Source organism: Hafnia sp. (genome assembly GCF_036648275.1).
GTDB classification, from domain to species: Bacteria; Pseudomonadota; Gammaproteobacteria; order Enterobacterales; family Enterobacteriaceae; genus Hafnia; species Hafnia alvei.
Window position 1 is genome coordinate 42,169 of record NZ_JAVXIQ010000020.1, and the last position, 19,733, is coordinate 61,901.

The 19,733-nt window shown below is 50.0% G+C and carries 18 protein-coding genes; 13 read left to right on the forward strand and 5 right to left on the reverse strand.

Annotated elements, in window-relative coordinates; genetic code table 11:
- The first annotated feature begins 280 nt into the window (after window positions 1-280).
- Window positions 281-2,830 carry a class I adenylate cyclase gene (locus RSC70_RS15890; protein ID WP_040046687.1) on the forward strand — a complete coding sequence of 850 codons (2,550 nt, stop codon included), beginning with the start codon at window positions 281-283 and terminating at the stop codon, window positions 2,828-2,830.
- A gap of 84 nt (window positions 2,831-2,914) precedes the next feature.
- Here RSC70_RS15890 and cyaY read toward each other — a convergent pair whose 3' ends face one another.
- Window positions 2,915-3,241 carry an iron donor protein CyaY gene (gene cyaY, locus RSC70_RS15895; RefSeq protein ID WP_025802134.1) on the reverse strand — a complete coding sequence of 109 codons (327 nt, stop codon included), beginning with the start codon at window positions 3,239-3,241 and terminating at the stop codon, window positions 2,915-2,917.
- Between the two features lie 93 nt (window positions 3,242-3,334).
- On the opposite strand from cyaY, the gene lptM reads away from it, so the two are divergent.
- From lptM to uvrD, 6 genes are all read left to right on the forward strand, one after another.
- Window positions 3,335-3,538: an LPS translocon maturation chaperone LptM gene (gene lptM, locus RSC70_RS15900; RefSeq protein WP_063587548.1), complete on the forward strand. Its 204-nt coding sequence runs from the start codon at window positions 3,335-3,337 to the stop codon at window positions 3,536-3,538.
- A 73-nt stretch (window positions 3,539-3,611) separates the two neighbouring features.
- A complete protein-coding gene (dapF, locus tag RSC70_RS15905) occupies window positions 3,612-4,436 on the forward strand; it encodes a diaminopimelate epimerase (protein WP_025802138.1) in 825 nt (274 codons plus the stop codon).
- A gap of 32 nt (window positions 4,437-4,468) precedes the next feature.
- Complete coding sequence (locus RSC70_RS15910) at window positions 4,469-5,173, forward strand: DUF484 domain-containing protein (protein ID WP_234619701.1); 705 nt, start codon at window positions 4,469-4,471, stop codon at window positions 5,171-5,173.
- The gene (xerC, locus tag RSC70_RS15915) at window positions 5,170-6,081 is read left to right on the forward strand and encodes a tyrosine recombinase XerC (RefSeq protein WP_130998745.1); all 912 of its coding nucleotides are present in this window, start codon (window positions 5,170-5,172) and stop codon (window positions 6,079-6,081) included. The genes RSC70_RS15910 and xerC overlap by 4 nt, the downstream gene beginning before the upstream one ends.
- On the forward strand, window positions 6,081-6,809 hold the full coding sequence (gene yigB, locus RSC70_RS15920) for a 5-amino-6-(5-phospho-D-ribitylamino)uracil phosphatase YigB (protein WP_040046684.1): 729 nt from the start codon (window positions 6,081-6,083) through the stop codon (window positions 6,807-6,809). The genes xerC and yigB overlap by 1 nt, the downstream gene beginning before the upstream one ends.
- Window positions 6,810-6,894: 85 nt before the next feature.
- Window positions 6,895-9,057: a DNA helicase II gene (gene uvrD, locus RSC70_RS15925; RefSeq protein ID WP_025802146.1), complete on the forward strand. Its 2,163-nt coding sequence runs from the start codon at window positions 6,895-6,897 to the stop codon at window positions 9,055-9,057.
- 55 nt (window positions 9,058-9,112) lie between these two features.
- On the opposite strand, the gene RSC70_RS15930 is transcribed toward uvrD, so the two are convergent.
- Entirely contained in the window at window positions 9,113-9,592 is a 480-nt protein-coding gene (locus RSC70_RS15930; protein WP_332542974.1) for a WbuC family cupin fold metalloprotein, read from the reverse strand.
- A 477-nt stretch (window positions 9,593-10,069) separates the two neighbouring features.
- Here RSC70_RS15930 and corA point away from each other — a divergent pair, with 477 nt between their 5' ends.
- Window positions 10,070-11,020 carry a magnesium/cobalt transporter CorA gene (gene corA / locus RSC70_RS15935; RefSeq protein WP_025802150.1) on the forward strand — a complete coding sequence of 317 codons (951 nt, stop codon included), beginning with the start codon at window positions 10,070-10,072 and terminating at the stop codon, window positions 11,018-11,020.
- Window positions 11,021-11,065: 45 nt separating this feature from the next.
- On the opposite strand, the gene rarD is transcribed toward corA, so the two are convergent.
- Together rarD and RSC70_RS15945 are read right to left on the reverse strand one after the other, a co-directional pair.
- A complete protein-coding gene (gene rarD / locus RSC70_RS15940) occupies window positions 11,066-11,956 on the reverse strand; it encodes an EamA family transporter RarD (protein WP_332542975.1) in 891 nt (296 codons plus the stop codon).
- A 134-nt stretch (window positions 11,957-12,090) separates the two neighbouring features.
- Entirely contained in the window at window positions 12,091-12,561 is a 471-nt protein-coding gene (locus RSC70_RS15945; RefSeq protein WP_025802154.1) for a thioesterase family protein, read from the reverse strand.
- Window positions 12,562-12,741: 180 nt separating this feature from the next.
- Here RSC70_RS15945 and pldA point away from each other — a divergent pair, with 180 nt between their 5' ends.
- Both pldA and recQ read left to right on the forward strand, forming a co-directional pair.
- Window positions 12,742-13,620: a phospholipase A gene (gene pldA, locus RSC70_RS15950; protein WP_130998746.1), complete on the forward strand. Its 879-nt coding sequence runs from the start codon at window positions 12,742-12,744 to the stop codon at window positions 13,618-13,620.
- Window positions 13,621-13,715: 95 nt separating this feature from the next.
- Window positions 13,716-15,554 (forward strand): ATP-dependent DNA helicase RecQ, encoded by a 1,839-nt coding sequence (gene recQ, locus RSC70_RS15955; RefSeq protein WP_025802157.1) that lies wholly within the window; start codon window positions 13,716-13,718, stop codon window positions 15,552-15,554.
- Between the two features lie 67 nt (window positions 15,555-15,621).
- On the opposite strand, the gene RSC70_RS15960 is transcribed toward recQ, so the two are convergent.
- Window positions 15,622-16,464, reverse strand: coding sequence for a 23S rRNA (adenine(2030)-N(6))-methyltransferase RlmJ (locus tag RSC70_RS15960; protein ID WP_025802159.1), 843 nt, complete (start codon window positions 16,462-16,464; stop codon window positions 15,622-15,624).
- A 125-nt stretch (window positions 16,465-16,589) separates the two neighbouring features.
- On the opposite strand from RSC70_RS15960, the gene RSC70_RS15965 reads away from it, so the two are divergent.
- The 3 genes from RSC70_RS15965 to prlC all read left to right on the forward strand — a co-directional run bounded on the left by RSC70_RS15965 (window position 16,590) and on the right by prlC (window position 19,733).
- The gene (locus RSC70_RS15965; RefSeq protein ID WP_332542976.1) at window positions 16,590-17,123 is read left to right on the forward strand and encodes a DUF6973 domain-containing protein; all 534 of its coding nucleotides are present in this window, start codon (window positions 16,590-16,592) and stop codon (window positions 17,121-17,123) included.
- A complete protein-coding gene (locus RSC70_RS15970; protein WP_063586039.1) occupies window positions 17,110-17,475 on the forward strand; it encodes a hypothetical protein in 366 nt (121 codons plus the stop codon). The genes RSC70_RS15965 and RSC70_RS15970 overlap by 14 nt, the downstream gene beginning before the upstream one ends.
- Window positions 17,476-17,690: 215 nt before the next feature.
- Entirely contained in the window at window positions 17,691-19,733 is a 2,043-nt protein-coding gene (gene prlC, locus RSC70_RS15975; RefSeq protein WP_115104063.1) for an oligopeptidase A, read from the forward strand.

The following is a 19,733-nucleotide window of genomic DNA, read 5'->3' on the forward strand; positions in this document are numbered from 1 at the left end:
GCTTCATCCTATCATTTTGTTCGCAAACGTGCAGCGCTGGAACCTAATGGCTGTTTGGCGGGAAAATAATCAGGAAGGAGAATGGATGAAATAGTCGGTAAGATCAAAGACAAGAAAGGCGCAACAATAAGTGTGTGGCTTTACATACTTTACGGTCAACCAGCAAGGTGTTAGATTGATCACGTTTCCAGCAATTTCTTATTAAAACATTTCTTACTAAAAAACGGTGAGATACGGAAACAGGGTTCTCTCAGACACTGGAATAATCAGGCGAAACGTCTTGTACCTCTACATCGAGACACTGAAACAGAGACTGGATGCGATAAATCAACTTCGAGTTGATCGCGCTTTAGCGGCCATGGGGCCGGCCTTTCAACAGGTTTACAGTCTGCTGCCAACCCTATTGCATTACCACCACCCGCTGATGCCGGGTTACCTTGATGGTAACGTTCCCCACGGCATTTGTTTCTACACGCCTGATGAAAATCAGCAAACCTACTTACATGAAATTGATCTTCGTTCTCCGGGTTCCATCGCGGCAGATCACCCAGGCCAATTGCCGATCACTGGCGTTTACTCAATGGGAAGCACCTCTTCTATTGGGCAAAGTTGTAGTTCAGATCTGGATATTTGGGTTTGCCACCAATCTTGGTTAGATGGCGAAGAGCGCAATCGGTTACAGCAAAAATGTACACAGCTGGAGAAATGGGCTGCATCGCTGGGCGTTGAAGTCAGCTTCTTCCTTATCGATGAAAACCGTTTTCGTCATAACGAAAGCGGCAGTCTGGGTGGGGAAGACTGTGGGTCTACCCAACATATCCTATTGCTTGATGAGTTCTACCGCACCGCAGTACGCCTAGCGGGCAAACGTATTCTGTGGAATATGGTGCCAAGCGAAGAGGAAGCGCATTACGACGAATATGTCATGTCGCTGTACTCGCAGGGCGCGCTTACGCCAAACGAATGGCTCGATCTTGGCGGTCTAAGCTCGCTGTCTGCCGAAGAATACTTTGGCGCTAGCCTATGGCAACTCTATAAAAGCATCGATTCGCCGTACAAAGCCGTCTTGAAAACGTTGTTGCTGGAAGCTTACTCATGGGAATATCCCAACGCTGAGCTGCTAGCTATCACCATCAAACAACGTTTACATAAAGGTGAAATTGTCTCGTTCGGGCTCGATCCTTACTGCATGATGCTGGAACGTGTGACGCACTATCTTGAGCAAATCAATGATACTGCGCGTCTCGATCTGGCTCGCCGTTGCTTCTATCTCAAAGTGTGTGAAAAATTATCGCGCAGCCGCGCCTGCGTTGGCTGGCGGCGTGAAATTTTAAGCCAACTGGTTGAGTCTTGGGGCTGGAGTCAAGAGCGTATCGAAGTGCTTGATGACCGCGCCAACTGGAAAATTGAACGCGTGCGTGAAGCGCATAATGAGCTGTTAGATGCGATGATGCAGAGCTATCGCAACCTCATTCGCTTCGCACGCCGTAATAACCTAAGCGTGAGCGCTAGCCCGCAGGATATCGGGGTATTGACCCGTAAACTTTATGCTGCGTTTGAAGCGTTGCCGGGTAAAGTGACGCTGGTAAACCCGCAAATTTCGCCGGATTTGTCAGAAAAAAACTTAACGTTTATTCATGTGCCGATTGGCCGTGCTAACCGCACCGGCTGGTACTTGTATAACCAAGCGCCGACTATCGATACCATCATTAGCCATCAGCCGTTGGAATATAACCGCTACTTGAACAAATTAGTGGCGTGGGCCTATTTCAACGGATTGCTAACGGCGGAGACTAAGCTACACATCAAGAGCAACAACAACCTGTGCGATATCAATAAGCTTCAGAGTCTGGTGCATGATGTGTCGCAGCATTTCCCGATTCGCTTGCCTGCGCCATCGCCGAAGGCGTTATACAGCCCGTGTGAGATCCGCCATTTGGCGATTATCGTCAACTTGGAAAATGATCCAACGGCCGCTTTCCGCAATCAGGTGGTGCATTTTGATTTCCGTAAACTGGATGTCTTTAGTTTTGGTCAGCAGCAGCAATGCTTAGTTGGCAGTATCGACCTGCTGTATCGCAACTCGTGGAATGAAGTGCGTACCCTGCATTTCAGCGGTGAACAGGCGGTATTAGAAGCGCTGAAAACAATCTTAGGCAAAATGCATCAGGATGCCGCACCGCCGGAATCCGTTGAAGTCTTGTGCTACAGCCAGCATTTGCGTGGGCTAATCCGCACGCGTTTACAGCAGTTGGTTTCTGAATGTATTGACCTGCGCTTATCTAGCACACGTTTAGAGCCGGGGCGCTTTAAAGCTGTACGCGTCGCGGGGCAAACGTGGGGACTGTTCTTTGAACGTCTGAGCGTATCGGTGCAGAAATTGGAAAATGCGGTTGAGTTTTATGGCGCCATTTCTAATAACAAGCTGCATGGGCTTTCTATTCAGGTGGAAACCGAGCAGGTACATTTGCCCGCAGTGGTTGATGGTTATGCCAGCGAAGGGATAATCCAATTCTTCTTTGAAGATGGGGATAACGACGGGTTTAACATCTATATTCTGGATGAAACCAACCGTGTGGAAGTTTATCACCACTGTGAAGGCAGCAAAGAGGAGCTAGTGCGCGACGTTAGCCGTTTCTATTCGTCATCGCATGACCGCTTTACCTACGGTTCAAGCTTTATCAACTTTAACCTGCCGCAGTTCTATCAGATCGTAAACGCCGATGGACGTTCTCAGGTGATGCCGTTCCGTACCAACGTGTTGCCACAGTGCAACGTCAATGACGACAACGACGGTACGCCGCTTAAACAGCAATTCCAGCTGCATTAATCTTAAGTACAGCACCACTCCAATTTTTCCCTCTTCCGTGGAGGGTTGGAGTGGCGCTGATGCTATTCGCGAATACGTTTCGGCTTATGCCGAAATTACCACATCGTCTTCGCCAGACTGCGCTCTGCATGCGGTTGACAGCAAAGCATAAAACTCCTCTCCGCTGCGATCGCAAATCCAGCTATCATCACGCAGACTGAAGTGGTAACCGCCAGCTTTCGTGGCGAGCCATACCTGATGCAAGGGCTCCTGACGGTTGATCACGATTTTGCTGCCATTTTCGAAGGTCAGCGTCATCACTCCGCCATTGGTTTCATAGTCGATGTCGGCATCACCTTCATAAGCGTCAATGGCCTCTTCGATGTTTAACATCAGCTTATCTGCTAACTGGTGAAACTCGGTATCGTTCATAATCATTTCCTATTGCTTTTCAGGGTCCAACTGCGATTATAGAGAGCTTATAGGTAGGATTCACACGCATTAATACAATAAATGGTAATGACCATGAAAAAACAATTTCGTTGGGCCTTGGTGGCTGTTTCCCTATTCGGCCTTGCTGGTTGCGGTTTGAAAGGGCCTTTATACTTTCCTCCGGCTGATGCTCCTGCGGCGTCGAAGAGCCAGCCAGATACACAAACTAACGCGCCTGCTGCAAATCAGGGCGCGAATACACCGTCTAATGTTGCCGGTGTAGAACAAGGCCAATAATCCACGATAGCGAGAACTGTCAGGATGTTAGTTCGGTGACCACGGAAGTTAAGGCGTAGGGTGAGAGGTAGTTATGCAGTTCTCTAAAATGCACGGTTTAGGCAACGATTTCATGGTCGTTGATGCTGTTACACAAAACGTATACTTCTCGCCGGAGCTTATCCGCCGTCTATCCGATCGACATAACGGCGTAGGTTTTGATCAGATGCTGATCGTTGAACCGCCCTACGATCCTGATTTAGATTTCCATTATCGTATTTTCAACGCCGATGGGAGCGAAGTTGCGCAGTGTGGTAACGGCGCGCGCTGTTTTGCTCGTTTCGTGCGTTTGAAAGGGTTAACCAACAAACGTGAAATTCGCGTAAGCACGCAGAATGGCCGGATGGTGCTCAAGGTCAGCGATGACGAGCTGGTTACGGTGAATATGGGCGAGCCGATTTTCGAGCCGTCCAAGATCCCGTTCAAAGCCGTGAAAGCGGAAAAGACCTATATCATGCGTGCGTCTGAACATACTATCCTGTGTGGCGCAGTATCGATGGGGAATCCCCACTGTGTGCTTCAGGTTGATGATGTTGAAACGGCGCTGGTGGAAACCATCGGCCCAGTACTTGAAAGCCATGAACGCTTCCCTGAACGCGTTAACGTGGGATTCATGCAGGTCATTAACCGTAATCAGATCAAACTACGGGTGTATGAACGCGGCGCGGGTGAAACTCAGGCCTGCGGCAGCGGAGCCTGTGCGGCGGTTGCCGTGGGGATCCAGCAAGGTTTGCTGGATGAAAACGTTCAGGTTGATCTTCCCGGCGGGCGTTTGCACATTCGCTGGAAAGGGCCTGATAACCCCTTGTTCATGACGGGCCCTGCGACCCACGTTTATGATGGATTTATACATCTGTAATTCATACGTTTATGAGTGAGCGATAGACAACTATGAGCGACATCGAAGATCGGGTATTGGATAATCTGGCGCTAAGTGACGTGCAGGTGATGGAGTATCTGCAACAGAATCCTGACTTCTTCATTCGTAATGCACGCAATGTTGAGCAGATGCAGATCCCTCATCCGGTGCGTGGTGCCGTTTCATTAGTTGAATGGCAACTGAACCGACAACGTCAGCACATCTTCAATTTAGAAGAAGAGATCACGTTGCTGATGGAACAGGCCAGCGCCAATGAAGTTCTGTTTAATCGTCTGCTAGAGCTCCAAGGGCATCTTGCGGGCGCAGAAAGCCTTGCTGATTTTCTCCAACGATTTAACCGCTGGGCACGCTCTCTCGGGCTAGCCGGTGCTAATATTCGTTTGTTTAGCGACAAATGGTATCTGAATGCGCCTTCTGACTTTGCGCATTTGGCTTTGTCGCGCAATGAATTCGAGATGATGCGAATTCAACGATTGGGGAACCAAAACCACTATCTCGGTACTCTGAATGGCCCTGAGCTATTGTTGGTTTTGCCTCAGGCGAAAATGGTTGGCTCGGTCGCTCTTTCTTTGATGGGTGAGTTTGGCGACTTAGGTCTGATTATCTTCAGCAGTCGCGATAGCCATCATTACCAGCAAGGTCAAGGCACCGTGTTGCTTGATCAACTGGCATTACTGATGCCGGGGCTAATCAGCCGTTGGATTGAACGCCAATGAGCAGTGATATTCGGGCGCTGGAACTGCCGGTTGAGGCATTCCTGCGTTTTTTGCGCGTTGAGCGTCAGCTCAGCCCGCACACCATCGAAAGCTATCATCATCAACTGACAGCCATTATTGAGATTGTCGCCCCCGCAGGCTTGCGCGATTGGCGGCAACTCGATGCAACTCAAGTGCGTATGATTACCGCGCGTAGCAAGCGAAAAGGCCTTGAGGCTGCAAGTCTTGCCCTGCGTTTGTCGGCGTTACGTAGCTTTATCGATTGGCAGGTGAGCCAAGGTGTGATGTCGGTTAATCCGGCAAAAGGCATTAGTGCGCCTAAGCAGGCTCGCCACTTACCCAAAAATCTCGACGTTGATGATGTAAACCGTCTGCTCGATATTGATGCGAGCGATCCCCTTGCCGTTCGCGATCGCACCATGTTGGAAGTGATGTATGGCGCGGGTCTGCGTCTTTCCGAACTGGTGGGTTTAGACTGTCGCCATATGAATATGGCTTCAGGCGAAGTGTGGGTGATGGGGAAGGGGAGCAAAGAGCGAAAGCTGCCGATTGGTCGTACTGCCATTCATTGGCTGGAACAGTGGCTGCCACTGCGCGAGATTTACGATCCGGTGGATGACGCCGTTTTTGTGTCTAAGCTGGGTAAGCGTATTTCTGTGCGAAGCGTGCAAAAGCGCTTTGCTGAATGGGGCGTTAAACAAGGCGTCACCAGCCATATTAACCCGCATAAGCTCCGTCATTCTTTTGCGACGCATATGCTTGAATCCAGTGGCGATCTGCGCGCAGTGCAAGAACTGCTGGGTCATGCGAATCTGACCACCACCCAAATCTATACCCACCTCGATTTCCAACATTTGGCGAAGGTGTATGATGCAGCGCATCCACGCGCGAAACGAGGAAAATCCTGATGTGCTCGACGCTTCATTTCTATCGCCCGCTCAACGCGATCGGGGCTTTTACCTTCGATCTGGACGATACGCTTTATGATAATCACCCCGTGATTATGCGTACCGAGCGGGAGTCTCTGGCGTTTTTACAGCAAAACTTTGAACCACTCCGAGATTGGCAAAGCATTGACTGGCAACGCCTGCGCGCTGAATTGCGGGCTGAAAATCCTGAAATTTATCACGACGTCACCGCTTGGCGCTGGCAGGCTGTGCATCTGGCGCTAACGCGAAACGGTTTTAACCACGCCCAAGCCAGCGCTGGCGCAGATTCTGCGATGGAAAACTTTGCCTACTGGCGTAGCCAAATCACCGTGCCGGAATCAACGCATACGACGCTGCAAGCGTTAGCGGAAAAAGCGCCGTTGGCGGCAATTACCAACGGTAATGCGGATCCGAACCTGTTTGGTTTAGCAGACTATTTTGCGTTTATATTGCGCTCAGGCCCTGATGGACGCGCTAAGCCTTACAACGACATGTATCGTGCTGCTCAGCAGCGTTTAAACGTTCCCATGGGAAACATTCTGCATGTGGGCGATGACCTCACCACAGATGTGGCTGGAGCCGTGCGCTGCGGCATGCAAGCCTGCTGGATCAACGACCGTGAGCGCAGCCTAACAACCGCTTCAGATAGCCGTTTGTTACCTCACGTTGAGATTTCACGGTTGGATTCGCTCACCGCGCTGATATAATCTCCAATAATCTGTATAAATTCCCAGTGAAAAAGACGTATTGCGTTTAGCGACTCGTCTGTTTCCCCATTTTAAAACGGTGCCTATGGACGTTTCCGATCTGCTCAACAGCCTTAACGATAAACAACGCGAAGCCGTTGCTGCGCCACGCAGTAATCTTCTGGTGCTGGCTGGAGCCGGAAGCGGCAAGACGCGCGTATTGGTGCATCGCATCGCGTGGCTGCTGTCGGTAGAAAACTGTTCGCCGTTTTCTATTATGGCCGTCACCTTTACCAACAAAGCCGCGGCGGAAATGCGCCACCGTATCGAACATTTGATTGGCACCAGCCAAGGCGGCATGTGGATCGGTACTTTCCACGGTTTAGCGCACCGTCTGCTGCGCGCCCATCATCTAGATGCTAATCTGCCGCAGGATTTCCAAATCCTTGATAGCGATGACCAGCTACGTTTGCTTAAACGTATCGTTAAGGCCTTGAATCTGGATGAGAAGCAGTGGCCGCCGCGTCAAGGCATGTGGTACATCAACAACAAAAAAGATGATGGTCTGCGCCCTCAGCACATTGAAAGCTACGGAAATCCGGTAGAACAGACATGGCTGCGCGTCTATCAGGCCTATCAAGAAGCCTGTGATCGTGCGGGGCTGGTGGATTTCGCGGAGCTGCTATTACGCGCTCACGAGCTTTGGCTCAATAAACCTCAAATCCTCAATCACTATCGCGAACGTTTCACCAATATTCTGGTGGACGAATTCCAAGATACCAACCGGATTCAGTACGCATGGATCCAGATGTTGGCGGGCAATAGCGGTAAAGTGATGATTGTTGGCGATGACGATCAGTCGATCTATGGCTGGCGTGGCGCTCAGGTTGAGAATATCCAACGTTTTCTGGATGATTTCCCTGGTGCTGAGACTATCCGCTTAGAACAAAACTACCGCTCAACCAGCAATATACTGAAAGCCGCGAATGCCTTAATTGAAAACAACGATGGGCGCTTGGGTAAAAAACTGTGGACCGAAGATGGTGACGGCGAAAAAATTTCGCTCTACTGCGCATTTAATGAATTGGATGAATCACGCTTTGTGGTGAATCGTATTAAAGCGTGGCAGGACAACGGCGGTTCTCTTAACGACTGCGCCATTCTTTATCGTAGCAACGCCCAATCGCGTGTATTGGAAGAGGCGCTGTTACAGGTAGCGATGCCGTACCGTATTTACGGTGGGCAACGCTTCTTCGAACGTCAGGAAATCAAAGATGCGTTGGCGTATTTACGCCTGATTTCCAACCGTAATGACGATGCGGCGTATGAGCGTGTGGTTAACACGCCAACGCGCGGCATTGGCGATCGTACGCTGGACGTTATCCGCCAAGCTGCCCGCGATCGTCAGCTGACGTTATGGCAGGCCACACACGAGCTGATCCAAGAAAAAGTGTTTGCTGGGCGAGCCTCAGGCGCACTACAGCGCTTTATCGAACTGATTGATGCCTTAGCTAGTGATACGGCTGATATGCCGCTGCATGTACAGACAGACCGCGTAGTGCGTGATTCTGGCTTGCGTCAGATGTATGAGCAAGAAAAGGGTGAAAAAGGCCAAACGCGTATTGAGAACTTAGAGGAACTGGTGACCGCTACGCGTCAGTACAGCTATGAGGATGAAGACGAAGACTTGCTGCCGTTGCAGGCATTCCTGTCACATGCGGCGCTTGAAGCCGGTGAAGGGCAAGCAGACGCTTATCAAGACGCGGTTCAGCTCATGACGCTGCACTCGGCGAAAGGGCTGGAATTCCCACAGGTGTTTATCGTGGGGATGGAAGAGGGGATGTTCCCAAGCCAAATGTCGCTGGATGAAGGCGGCCGTTTGGAAGAAGAACGCCGCTTGGCCTACGTTGGGGTGACGCGAGCGATGCGAAAACTGACGATCACCTATGCGGAGACTCGCCGCCTGTATGGCAAAGAGGTTTATCACCGCCCATCTCGCTTTATTGGTGAATTGCCAGAAGAGTGCGTAGAAGAGGTGCGCCTGCGGGCAAGCGTTACCCGCCCCGTTAAACACGCCAGCATGGGAACCCCAATCAGCGCCAATGACAGCGGTTTTAAACTCGGTCAGCGGGTTAAACATGCTACGTTTGGTGAAGGTACGGTGATTAATCTGGAAGGCAGCGGTGAGCATAGCCGCTTACAGATTGCGTTTCAGGGCGAAGGGATCAAGTGGCTGGTTGCGGCTTATGCCAAGTTAGAGGCGATGTAATTCCGGTTTAGTATCCCTGTCCAATCTCCCCCTTTTCAGGGGGAGAGTTTAGGGCTTATTCGGCAAACGAATATTTATCCCCAACCTGCGCCTGCGAATACCACGTCATCAGTTCCTGAGTGCCAGCCTCGCCCTCTGCGGGGGCCCAAGGCGCGGAATCCTGCTCGGTTACGGGCTGATAGCCACCGTGTTTAACTTCAAAAATCACACCGCCGTGATCCAGTGACAACACCGAATGCCAGGTTCCGGCATCCATCTCCAAAGCCACGCACTCTTCGCCCAACACCACGCGACGAGTTACCACGCCCTGTTCGTCAAAATTCAGTATCACAAAACGGCCGCTCAGCGGTAGCAAAAGCTCGAAAGTATGCGGATGGCGATGCGGACGGATGTAGGTTCCGGGCTCCATCGCGATGGCAAGACGCTGCACCGGATCGCTCAATTCTGGGTGAAAATTGCGGTGAGCGCGTAAACGAGGTGCGCTGGCCGCAGCGGAGCTCTGTTGTTTCAGATCATCAAACGTGATTTGTTTCATAGGGGGTGCCTGATTTTAGGAATAGTGGAGTCTAATCGGTGAATGCATTGCTATAAGGTAATAGATGAGCCAATCTAGCGATATGATTTTTACCTTACATTTCCGATTACAGCATGGTGGTGGATGCAAAACTCATAAATGTTTTGGTATAAAACATTCTGAGTGAATAATGTTCTGGAATTAGTCACAACGCCAGTTGACAGGCTTTTTCGTATCGGCGTAACATGCGCGCACTATTATCTGTGAGGACATACGCCTTGGACACACCCAGTAGATACTGGCTCAATGAACCCGTTAGCGGGTACAACTTCTAAGGCTATCCACTTATGCTGATAGCCTTCGTGGTTGTCAGCGACCTCTATACGTCGCTATGAGTCAGATCTGATATGGTCTGAAACAGCTAGGTGACGCTACCCCTCGTTTGTTTCCTGTGCTCCATGCGTGATCCTTAATGTCACCGCAACGGAGTTTAAAAGCATGCTAAGTGCATTTAGATTAGACAACAGCCGCTTATCCCGTCTGGAGCTGGATGACACGGAAGATCTGACTTCATCTTTGTGGGTCGATTTAGTCGAACCTGAAGAAGATGAACGTCAACGAGTTCAAGATGAGCTAGGTCAAAGTCTGGCAACTCGCCCAGAACTGGACGATATCGAAGCATCAGCACGTTTCTTCGAAGATGAAGACGGCCTGCATATTCACTCCTTCTTCTATTATGAAGATGCGGAAGATCATGCTGGCAACTCCACCGTGGCATTTACCATCCGCGATGGTCGCCTGTATACGCTGCGCGAGCGCGAACTCCCTGCGTTTCGGCTGTATCGTATGCGTGCCCGCAACCAGATGCTGGCCGATGGAAATGCCTATGAGCTGTTACTCGATTTGTTCGAAACCAAAATCGAACAGTTGGCAGATGAAATCGAAAACATCTACAGCGATTTGGAAAAGCTCAGCCGCGTAATTATGGAAGGTCATCAGGGCGACGAATATGATGAAGCCCTTTCGACGCTGGCCGAACTGGAAGATATCGGTTGGAAGGTTCGCCTGTGTTTGATGGATACCCAGCGAGCGCTGAATTTCTTGGTGCGTAAGGCGCGTTTACCGGCCAGCCAGTTGGAGCAGGCGCGTGAAGTTCTGCGAGATATCGAATCCCTGCTGCCGCACAACGAATCGCTGTTCCAGAAAGTAAACTTCCTGATGCAGGCGGCAATGGGCTTTATCAACATTGAACAGAACCGCATCATCAAGATCTTCTCGGTGGTATCGGTGGTGTTCCTGCCGCCAACGCTGGTGGCATCAAGCTACGGGATGAACTTTGAGTTCATGCCTGAGCTGAAATGGTCGTTCGGTTATCCGGGGGCGATTGGTTTGATGATTCTGGCGGGGCTTGCGCCGTATTTATACTTCAAGCGCAAAAACTGGCTTTAATCTGTCTCTTCTTTTCCTCCCCATCGCTGGGGAGGAAAGTCTGCTTTAGCTGCGCAATTTTCTCTGCGTATACAGCGCATCCATAATAAACAACAGCAATGCCGCCCAAATAAAACCGAACGCCATCAGTTTGTCCTGCGTCATTTGCTCGTTGTAGAACGTAATCGCCAGAATAAACATCAACGTTGGGCCAAGATATTGGAAGAATCCCAGCGTAGAAAGGCGTAGGCGCGTTGCAGCGGCTGTAAAGAACAGCAACGGAATAGTGGTTACAATCCCAGCGGCTACTAACAGCAGGTTGAGCGACATTGGATTCGCACTCAAATGGCTGGTTGCGCTGTCGGCAACGCCAAACAGGTAAATAGCCGCAATCGGTAGCAGCCAAAGAGTTTCAATCAGCATGCCGGTTTGAGCATCAACCGCGATTTTCTTACGAATCAGCCCGTAAAATGCAAAACTAAAGGCGAGCCCAAGCGAGATCACGGGCACCGAACCAAACTTCCATAGCTGAATCAGTACTCCGCAGACCGCCAGCGCCAGCGCAATCCACTGCATCCGTCGGAAGCGTTCACCGAGGAAAACCACGCCGAGCAACACGTTAACTAAGGGGTTGATGAAGTATCCGAGGCTGGCTTCCAGCATATGGTGATTATTCACCGCCCAGATAAACAGCAGCCAGTTTCCGCCAATCAAACAAGCGCTTAGCGCGAGAAGACCAATCTTGCCGGGGGTTTTGCCCAACGCTCGTACTTTGGACCAATTTTTAGTCAGCGAAAGCAAAACCAGCATGAAGAAGAATGACCAGATCACGCGGTGGGTCAGGATCTCGGTGGGCGGAACCTGCTGGATCAGCTTAAAGTAGGCAGGGGCGATTCCCCAGATAAAATAGGCGGCCAGAGCAAATAAGATGCCTTGGCGAGTTTGTTGCGAATCCATGAAACACTTCCGAAAAAATGAATAGGCGCTGAGTCTACTGTATTTTTCTGGAATGTTTCATAGTAGTAACAGAGATGATTCAATTAAGCCTAACTTATCCCAAGATTTCACAGAAATCTGGTAAAAAATGCTACCTAGCCGACCATATACGTGGCGGTGGCTGAAGCAATATGTAGGTTTGATTCATTATGAAGTTCAACGCGCGCAACCGCGACTTTATTACCCGCTCTTAGCAGGCTACCACTGGCCACAAAGCGTTCACCACGCCCAGGGCGTAGATAGTCCACTCGCATATCGATTGTGCCCATTTTAGACAGTCGTGCCAGCAACTCTTCCTGCGTAATCTCGTCATGGCGCAAGAGGGCTGAACCCACACACACCAAGCCCGCGCAAACATCCAGTACCGATGCGATAACGCCGCCGTGCAGGATTTTCTGATGGGCGTTGCCGACCAGCATCTCTTTGGAATCAAAAACTAGTTCGGCATAGTCAGCTTCAAAACGCTGAAGTTCTAGCCCTAAAGCCCGATTGAATGGCATGTGGTAAACAAAGATTTCGCTAATGAGCGCGCTAGCAGATTCGCGCGTGAGGAGCGTGGCTGACATGGTTCTGTCCTTCTTCTTGCAGGTGGATAATTAATATTATTGTTAATTTTATGTTGATATTATGCTTAATTATTGTTTGCTTCCAGCACCAATAAGAATGATGAACGTTCCTGCAGTGCCCCTAACGTGTAGAATGTCGCCTTTGAATCATTGATGGCGTAACTATTAGGGGTAATAACGATGCGTAAGGGATGGATGATGTTAGCGGGACTGCTGGCGGTTCCTGCTGCGGTTCAGGCTGAAGAGGCAACGATAAAGCAGGTTCATGATAAGCCGCAGGTAAAAGGCAGCATCATCGCGAACATGTTGGTTGAACACGATAACCCATTTACGCTCTATCCTTACGATACGAATTACCTGCTGTACACTGAAACCAGCGATGTAAACAAAGAAGCCATCCAGTCTTATTCTTGGGCTGACGACGCACGCAAAGATGAAGTTAAATTCCAGCTCAGCCTAGCGTTCCCCATCATCCGTGGAATTGCTGGTGATAACTCGGTGCTGGGGATGTCTTATACGCAGCGCGCGTGGTGGCAGGCTTTCAACCGTAGCGCATCTTCTCCGTTCCGTGAAACCAACTATGAGCCACAGCTTTTTGTTGGTTGGGCAACGGATTATCAGTGGGGCGATTGGACACTTCGCGACATAGAAACCGGCTTTAATCATCAGTCTAACGGACGTTCTGATCCAACGTCGCGCAGTTGGAACCGCGTTTATGCGCGTTTGATGGCGCAAAACGGCAACTTCCAAGCGCAGATTAAACCGTGGTATCGCATTCCTGAAAGCAGCAGCAAAGATGACAACCCTGACATCACCAAATACATGGGTTACTACGAAGCGCAAGTAGGCTATGAGTGGGGAGAAAGCGTCTTTACGGCCAAAGGGCACTATAACTGGAACACCGGTTACGGCGGTGGTGAGCTGGGATGGAGCTATCCGATGACGAAAACGTTGCGCTTCTACACTCAGTTGTATAGTGGCTACGGTGAATCAATGATTGATTACAACTTCAATCAAACCCGTTTTGGCGTGGGTATCATGCTCAACGATTTCATGTAATTTGCGCGCAACGCATATCCGCTAACGACAAAACCGGTGCATACGCCTAAAATAGCGCCGGTCTTAATTTATCACCCCTTTGGTTGAGGAGCAGCGTGGCAACGGCAGCCGTAATCAATGCAGAAATGCTGGCAGAACAGGTTTTGCGCGATACTTTTGGGTATCAGCAGTTCCGTCCTGGACAGCAAACTATCATCAATGCTGCGATCGCGGGACGGGATTGTCTGGTTGTGATGCCAACCGGAGGCGGCAAGTCTCTGTGTTATCAAATCCCTGCGTTGGTGATGGATGGCTTAACGCTGGTGGTTTCTCCGTTGATTTCCCTGATGAAAGATCAGGTCGATCAGCTACAGGCGAACGGCGTTAGCGCGGCCTGTCTGAACTCCACGCAGAACCGTGAGCAGCAGCAAGAGGTATACGCTGGTTGTCGCAGTGGGGCGATAAAACTTCTTTATATCGCGCCAGAACGACTGATGATGGATAACTTCCTCGATCAGCTTCCGCATTGGCGGCCTGCATTATTGGCGGTAGATGAAGCTCACTGTATTTCACAGTGGGGCCATGATTTCCGCCCTGAATACAGTGCGTTAGGTCTGATTAAGCAGCGTTTCCCTGAGATTCCGGTTATTGCGCTCACGGCAACCGCCGATGATGCCACGCGTAATGACATTGAGCGTTTGCTGTCGTTAAACGATCCGTTGGTTCAGGTTAGCAGTTTTGACCGCCCAAATATTCGCTACACGCTTATCGAAAAATTCAAACCGCTGGATCAACTTATCCGTTTCGTACAGGAACAGCGCGGCAAATCGGGCATTATTTACTGTAACAGTCGAGCCAAAGTCGAAGACACCACGGCGCGTTTGCAAAGCCGAGGCTTCAGCGTCGGGGCTTATCACGCAGGGCTCGATCACGAACATCGTTCTTCGGTGCAGGAGGCATTTCAACGCGACGATCTACAGATTGTGGTGGCAACGGTTGCGTTCGGCATGGGCATTAACAAGCCCAACGTGCGTTTTGTGGTGCACTTTGATATTCCACGTAATATCGAAGCTTACTATCAGGAAACCGGTCGCGCTGGGCGCGATGGTTTACCCGCTGAAGCCGTTCTGCTCTATGACCCTGCTGATATGGCTTGGCTGCGCCGTTGTTTAGAAGAAAAACCTGAAGGGCAGCAGAAAGAGATTGAACGCCATAAGCTAAACGCTATGAACGCTTTTGCTGAGGCGCAAACCTGCCGTCGTTTAGTGCTGCTGAATTATTTTGGCGAAGGACGGCAAGAATCCTGCGGCAACTGCGATATTTGTCTCGATCCGCCAAAACGCTACGATGGGCTAGAGGACGCGCAAAAGGCGCTGTCAGCGATTGCTCGCGTGGGTCAGCGATTTGGTATTGGCTATGTTGTTGAGATCCTGCGCGGGGCGAATAACACTCGTATTCGCGAGTTTGGCCACGACAAGCTCAAAGTCTATGGGCTGGGACGTGACCATACGACCGAACACTGGGTCAGCGTATTGCGTCAGCTTATTCATTTGGGCTTAGTGACGCAAAATATTGCGATGCATTCAGCGCTGCAACTGACTGAATCGGCCCGTCCGGTTTTACGCGGCGAAGTTCCACTTCAGTTGGCCGTTCCACGCGTCATCAATCTCAAATCACGCAGCAGTAGTAGCCATGCCAGCAAAAACTACGGTGGAAACTATGACCGCAAGCTGTTTGCCAAGCTGCGTAAGTTACGCAAAGCGATTGCTGACGAAGAGAATATCCCGCCATACGTGGTATTCAACGATGCTACGTTGCTAGAAATGTCAGAGCAGATGCCGATTCGCGCCAGCGAATTGCTGAGCATTAACGGTGTGGGGCAGCGTAAACTGGATCGCTTTGGTGCGCCGTTTATGACGCTGATCCGAGAGCACGTTGATGGCGATGATGAGTAGTTTTACGCGCTAAGTTCTGTCTCCCTCAATGTATGTTGCTAAGGGAGACAGACAGCAATGACTTCAATTATTCCGGCACAATCCATTCAACTTTGGCATGACCCGTACCTTCTGGTACCAGTACTTTATGCAGCCAAGGCAGAACGTCGCGCATCTGCTGTTCTAGCTTCCACGGCGGGTTGATCACTATCATACCGGAAGCGGTCATACCGCGCTGATCGCTATCTGGGCGAACCGCTAATTCGATTTGTAAAATGCGACGAATACCGGTGTCTTGCAGATCGCGAGTCATGCGTTTGATTTGCTGACGCAGCACCACGGGATACCACAGCGCATAGACGCCGGTGGCAAAACGCTTATAGCCTTCCTGAATACCTTTCACCACGTCTTGATAATCGGTTTTCATCTCATACGGCGGATCGATCAACACGAAGCCACGGCGTGACAATGGAGGAAGCTGTGATTTGAGCTGCTGATAGCCATCGGCTTTCATGACTTTTGCGCGCTCGTCTTTAGCAAACTCATTGCGCAGCAGCGGGAAATCCGTTGGGTGCAGTTCGGTCAGGTGAATTTTATCGAAATCGCGCAGCAGCTGGCGAGCAATCAATGGCGAACCTGGGTAGTAACGCAGTTGTTCGCCACGGTTAAAGTGTTTTACTGCGCTCAGATAGGCTTCAAGCTCGGCAGGAACATCGTCGCGCTGCCAAATACGCGCGATACCTTCGAGGTATTCGCCGGTTTTTTCTGCATGCTCACCACTGAGCTGATAACGCCCCGCGCCGGAATGTGTATCCAGATAAAGGAAAGGCTTATCCTTTTCTTTCAGCGATTCAATAATCAAACTCTGAACGGTGTGTTTGAGGACATCGGCGTGATTGCCGGCGTGAAAACTGTGGCGATAACTAAGCATAGTGAGTTTAAACTTTCGTATATTCTAATAACTAAAACAAAATCATTAGGATAGTTAAATTAAGACCGTGACAAGGCACAGCGAGTCTGCTCTTTTGGGCTGCGGGCGTCGCGGCATGTCAGCAGGTGACGGTTAAGTATAAACTGTATGGCGATGAAAGACTTTATGGATTATCGCATATTGGTTTTGTGATACAGATAAGGGATGAGCGAATCCTTAAAGCAGATAATTGTGTGACAAGGAATGTTTTGCATAAGGGATTTACAATGGGGTTATTGCAGCAATTTGAAATGTTGAGTGAGTCGGAAAAGTTATTTGTGGCGAGTAACCCATACAGCGCCCCGGTAATACGCTTCTCGGCAGATGAGGCGACGCAAAAAACTATCCAGATATTTGGCCACAATGGCCATAATGATATGTCTGATGCATTTAGGCATTGTTATTTTGCTGTTTTATTATCGAGGGATTTAGGGTATTACGACGCGCTTGATTATCTCAACGCGCATGAGCGTTTTCCTAATAATCCGAGAGAAGAAAAGCGTATGGACATGGCAAATAACTATGTTGGTGCGGATATCGGACAAACACAAAGACCAAATCATGAGCTTGCAGAGCTGTGCTTAAACGCTGCACAAGGAGGGAGACTTGTACATTTTTAGTATTATAGCTCTCGTACTAACGTTGTGTAGTTGTAAGGATTCTAATAGCTTAGAACAGCTTAAACACTATGGCTCAAGCCCATTTGATCAGCAGCGCTGGAGGCTGTCTGAGCACCGACTTGAAATGGTGTGGCGGCTGGCTGTTGAACGTGATTTATGCACAAAAAATGCCTCACAGTTAGTTGATTTATTAGGTAATAGTGACGGGTATTTCATCAGTGAAAAATATCTGTCTTGGCAATTGTCCTCCCACCAGCAATTAGCATTTAAAATACAGCAACAAAGCCCTTATCCTGCGGGTTTTGTCATTACTTACGATAATAATGTTATGGAGCAGATTTCTTGCCCTTAGATGTATTTTTGCTTGTGTTGCCTCCTATCAAAGCGATTGAACCCGCCAGCCATTGATTTTCGCTACACTTAACCTCATCTTAGATCTAAACAGCGCTTTTATACCGGTTGCCCGACAAATTGGGGGGCTGGCTAAGTCGATTTATATGCCGCACTGATGCGGTCAAGACCGTTAACCTTTGTTGTTAATGGCAAAACTATATAGGACGCTTTCTTATGACCAATCCGTTACTGACGCCGTTCGAACTGCCACCATTCTCTAAAATCAAACCTGAGGACATCGTTCCTGCGGTGAAAAGCGCATTGGCAGATTGTCGTGCCGAAGTGGAGCGCGTGGTCGCGCAAGATGCGCCATTTACGTGGGAAAATCTGTGCCAGCCGTTGGCTGAGGTTGACGATCGTCTGAGCCGTATTTTTTCTCCGGTCAGCCATTTGAATTCAGTGCAAAACAGCCCTGAGCTGCGTGAAGCTTACGAACAGTGCTTGCCGCTGTTGTCTGAATACGGCACTTGGGTAGGCCAGCATGAAGGGTTGTATCAGGCCTACCGTAGCCTGAAAGACGGCGCGGGTTTTGCTTCGTTGACTAAACCGCAGAAGAAAGCGGTGGAAAATTCACTGCGTGATTTCGAACTGTCTGGTATTGGTTTGCCGAAAGAAAAACAGCAGCGCTATGGCGAAATTATGGCGCGTCTGTCCGAATTGGGTTCTGCATTCAGCAACAATGTATTGGATGCGACCATGGGGTGGAGCAAGCTAATTACCGATGAAAATGAGCTTTCTGGTCTGCCTGAAAGTGCGCTGGCGGCCGCGAAGGCGCTGGCTGAATCTAAAGAGAAAGAAGGCTGGCTGCTAACGCTGGATATCCCGAGCTATCTGCCGGTGATGACCTATGCGGATAACCGCGAGCTGCGCCATGAGATGTATCAGGCATTTACCACTCGTGCGTCCGATCAGGGGCCAAACGCAGGTCAGTGGGATAACAGCGAAATCATGGCTGAAACTCTGCAACTGCGTCACGAATTAGCTCAGTTGCTTGGCTTTAAGTCCTATGCCGATAAATCATTGGCAACCAAAATGGCAGAAAACCCACAGCAGGTTCTGGCATTCCTGAATGACTTAGCCGAGCGAGCTCGTCCTCAAGGCGCACAAGAGCTGGCTGAACTGCGTGAGTTTACGCGCCAGCACTTTGATGTTACCGAGCTGGAAGCGTGGGATATCACCTACTACAGCGAAAAACAGAAACAACATCTGTACTCTATCAGCGATGAACAACTGCGCCCTTACTTCCCTGAACAGCGCGTATTGAGCGGTTTGTTTGAGGTGGTGAAACGTATTTACGGCATCACGGCCAAAGAGCGTCATGATATTGACGTATGGAATCCAGAGGTTCGTTTCTTCGAGCTTTATGATGCGACCGGTGAGCTGCGTGGTAGTTTCTATCTCGACCTTTATGCTCGTGAGCATAAGCGCGGCGGTGCGTGGATGGACGACTGTGTAGGCCGTCTGCGTCGTGCCGATGGTAGCCTACAGAAGCCGGTGGCTTATCTGACCTGTAACTTTAACCGTCCAATTGGCGACAAGCCTGCGTTGTTTACGCATAACGAAGTAACCACGCTGTTCCACGAGTTTGGTCATGGACTGCATCATATGCTGACCACGATCGAAACCGCAGGTGTTTCAGGGATCAACGGTGTGCCATGGGATGCCGTCGAGTTACCAAGCCAGTTTATGGAAAACTGGTGCTGGGAGCCGGAAGCGCTGGCCTTTATCTCGGGTCATTATCAGACTAATGAGCCACTTCCGCAGGAAATGCTGGATAAAATGTTGGCGGCGAAAAACTATCAAGCCGCGCTATTTATCCTGCGTCAGCTAGAGTTTGGAATGTTTGATTTCCGTCTGCATACTGAGTTCGACCCTGCGCAAGGCGCTCGCATTCTCGATACTCTGAAAGAAGTTAAAGCGTTAGTAGCGGTGATGCCATCGCCGAGCTGGGGCCGTTTCCCACATGCGTTCAGCCATATCTTTGCTGGCGGCTATGCGGCGGGTTACTACAGCTATCTGTGGGCAGAGCTGTTGTCTGCTGATGCGTTCTCTCGCTTCGAGGAAGAGGGTATTTTCAACGTAGATACCGGCCGTGCGTTCTTGGATAACATCCTGTCGCAGGGTGGTTCCGATGAGCCAATGAACCTGTTCAAAAACTTCCGTGGCCGTGAGCCGAAAATTGATGCCATGCTGCGTCACTACGGTATCAAGGGCTAA

Bases quoted from the DNA above. Each gene is read 5' to 3' on its own strand.
- uvrD (WP_025802146.1), top strand. From the start codon at position 6,895: ATGGACGTTTCCGATCTGCTCAACAGCCTTAACGATAAACAACGCGAA.
- RSC70_RS15960 (WP_025802159.1), bottom strand. From the start codon at position 16,464: ATGCTTAGTTATCGCCACAGTTTTCACGCCGGCAATCACGCCGATGTC.
- RSC70_RS15930 (WP_332542974.1), bottom strand. From the start codon at position 9,592: ATGAAACAAATCACGTTTGATGATCTGAAACAACAGAGCTCCGCTGCG.
- RSC70_RS15945 (WP_025802154.1), bottom strand. From the start codon at position 12,561: ATGTCAGCCACGCTCCTCACGCGCGAATCTGCTAGCGCGCTCATTAGC.
- corA (WP_025802150.1), top strand. From the start codon at position 10,070: ATGCTAAGTGCATTTAGATTAGACAACAGCCGCTTATCCCGTCTGGAG.
- lptM (WP_063587548.1), top strand. From the start codon at position 3,335: ATGAAAAAACAATTTCGTTGGGCCTTGGTGGCTGTTTCCCTATTCGGC.
- xerC (WP_130998745.1), top strand. From the start codon at position 5,170: ATGAGCAGTGATATTCGGGCGCTGGAACTGCCGGTTGAGGCATTCCTG.
- RSC70_RS15910 (WP_234619701.1), top strand. From the start codon at position 4,469: ATGAGCGACATCGAAGATCGGGTATTGGATAATCTGGCGCTAAGTGAC.
- yigB (WP_040046684.1), top strand. From the start codon at position 6,081: ATGTGCTCGACGCTTCATTTCTATCGCCCGCTCAACGCGATCGGGGCT.
- cyaY (WP_025802134.1), bottom strand. From the start codon at position 3,241: ATGAACGATACCGAGTTTCACCAGTTAGCAGATAAGCTGATGTTAAAC.
- dapF (WP_025802138.1), top strand. From the start codon at position 3,612: ATGCAGTTCTCTAAAATGCACGGTTTAGGCAACGATTTCATGGTCGTT.
- rarD (WP_332542975.1), bottom strand. From the start codon at position 11,956: ATGGATTCGCAACAAACTCGCCAAGGCATCTTATTTGCTCTGGCCGCC.
- pldA (WP_130998746.1), top strand. From the start codon at position 12,742: ATGCGTAAGGGATGGATGATGTTAGCGGGACTGCTGGCGGTTCCTGCT.
- prlC (WP_115104063.1), top strand. From the start codon at position 17,691: ATGACCAATCCGTTACTGACGCCGTTCGAACTGCCACCATTCTCTAAA.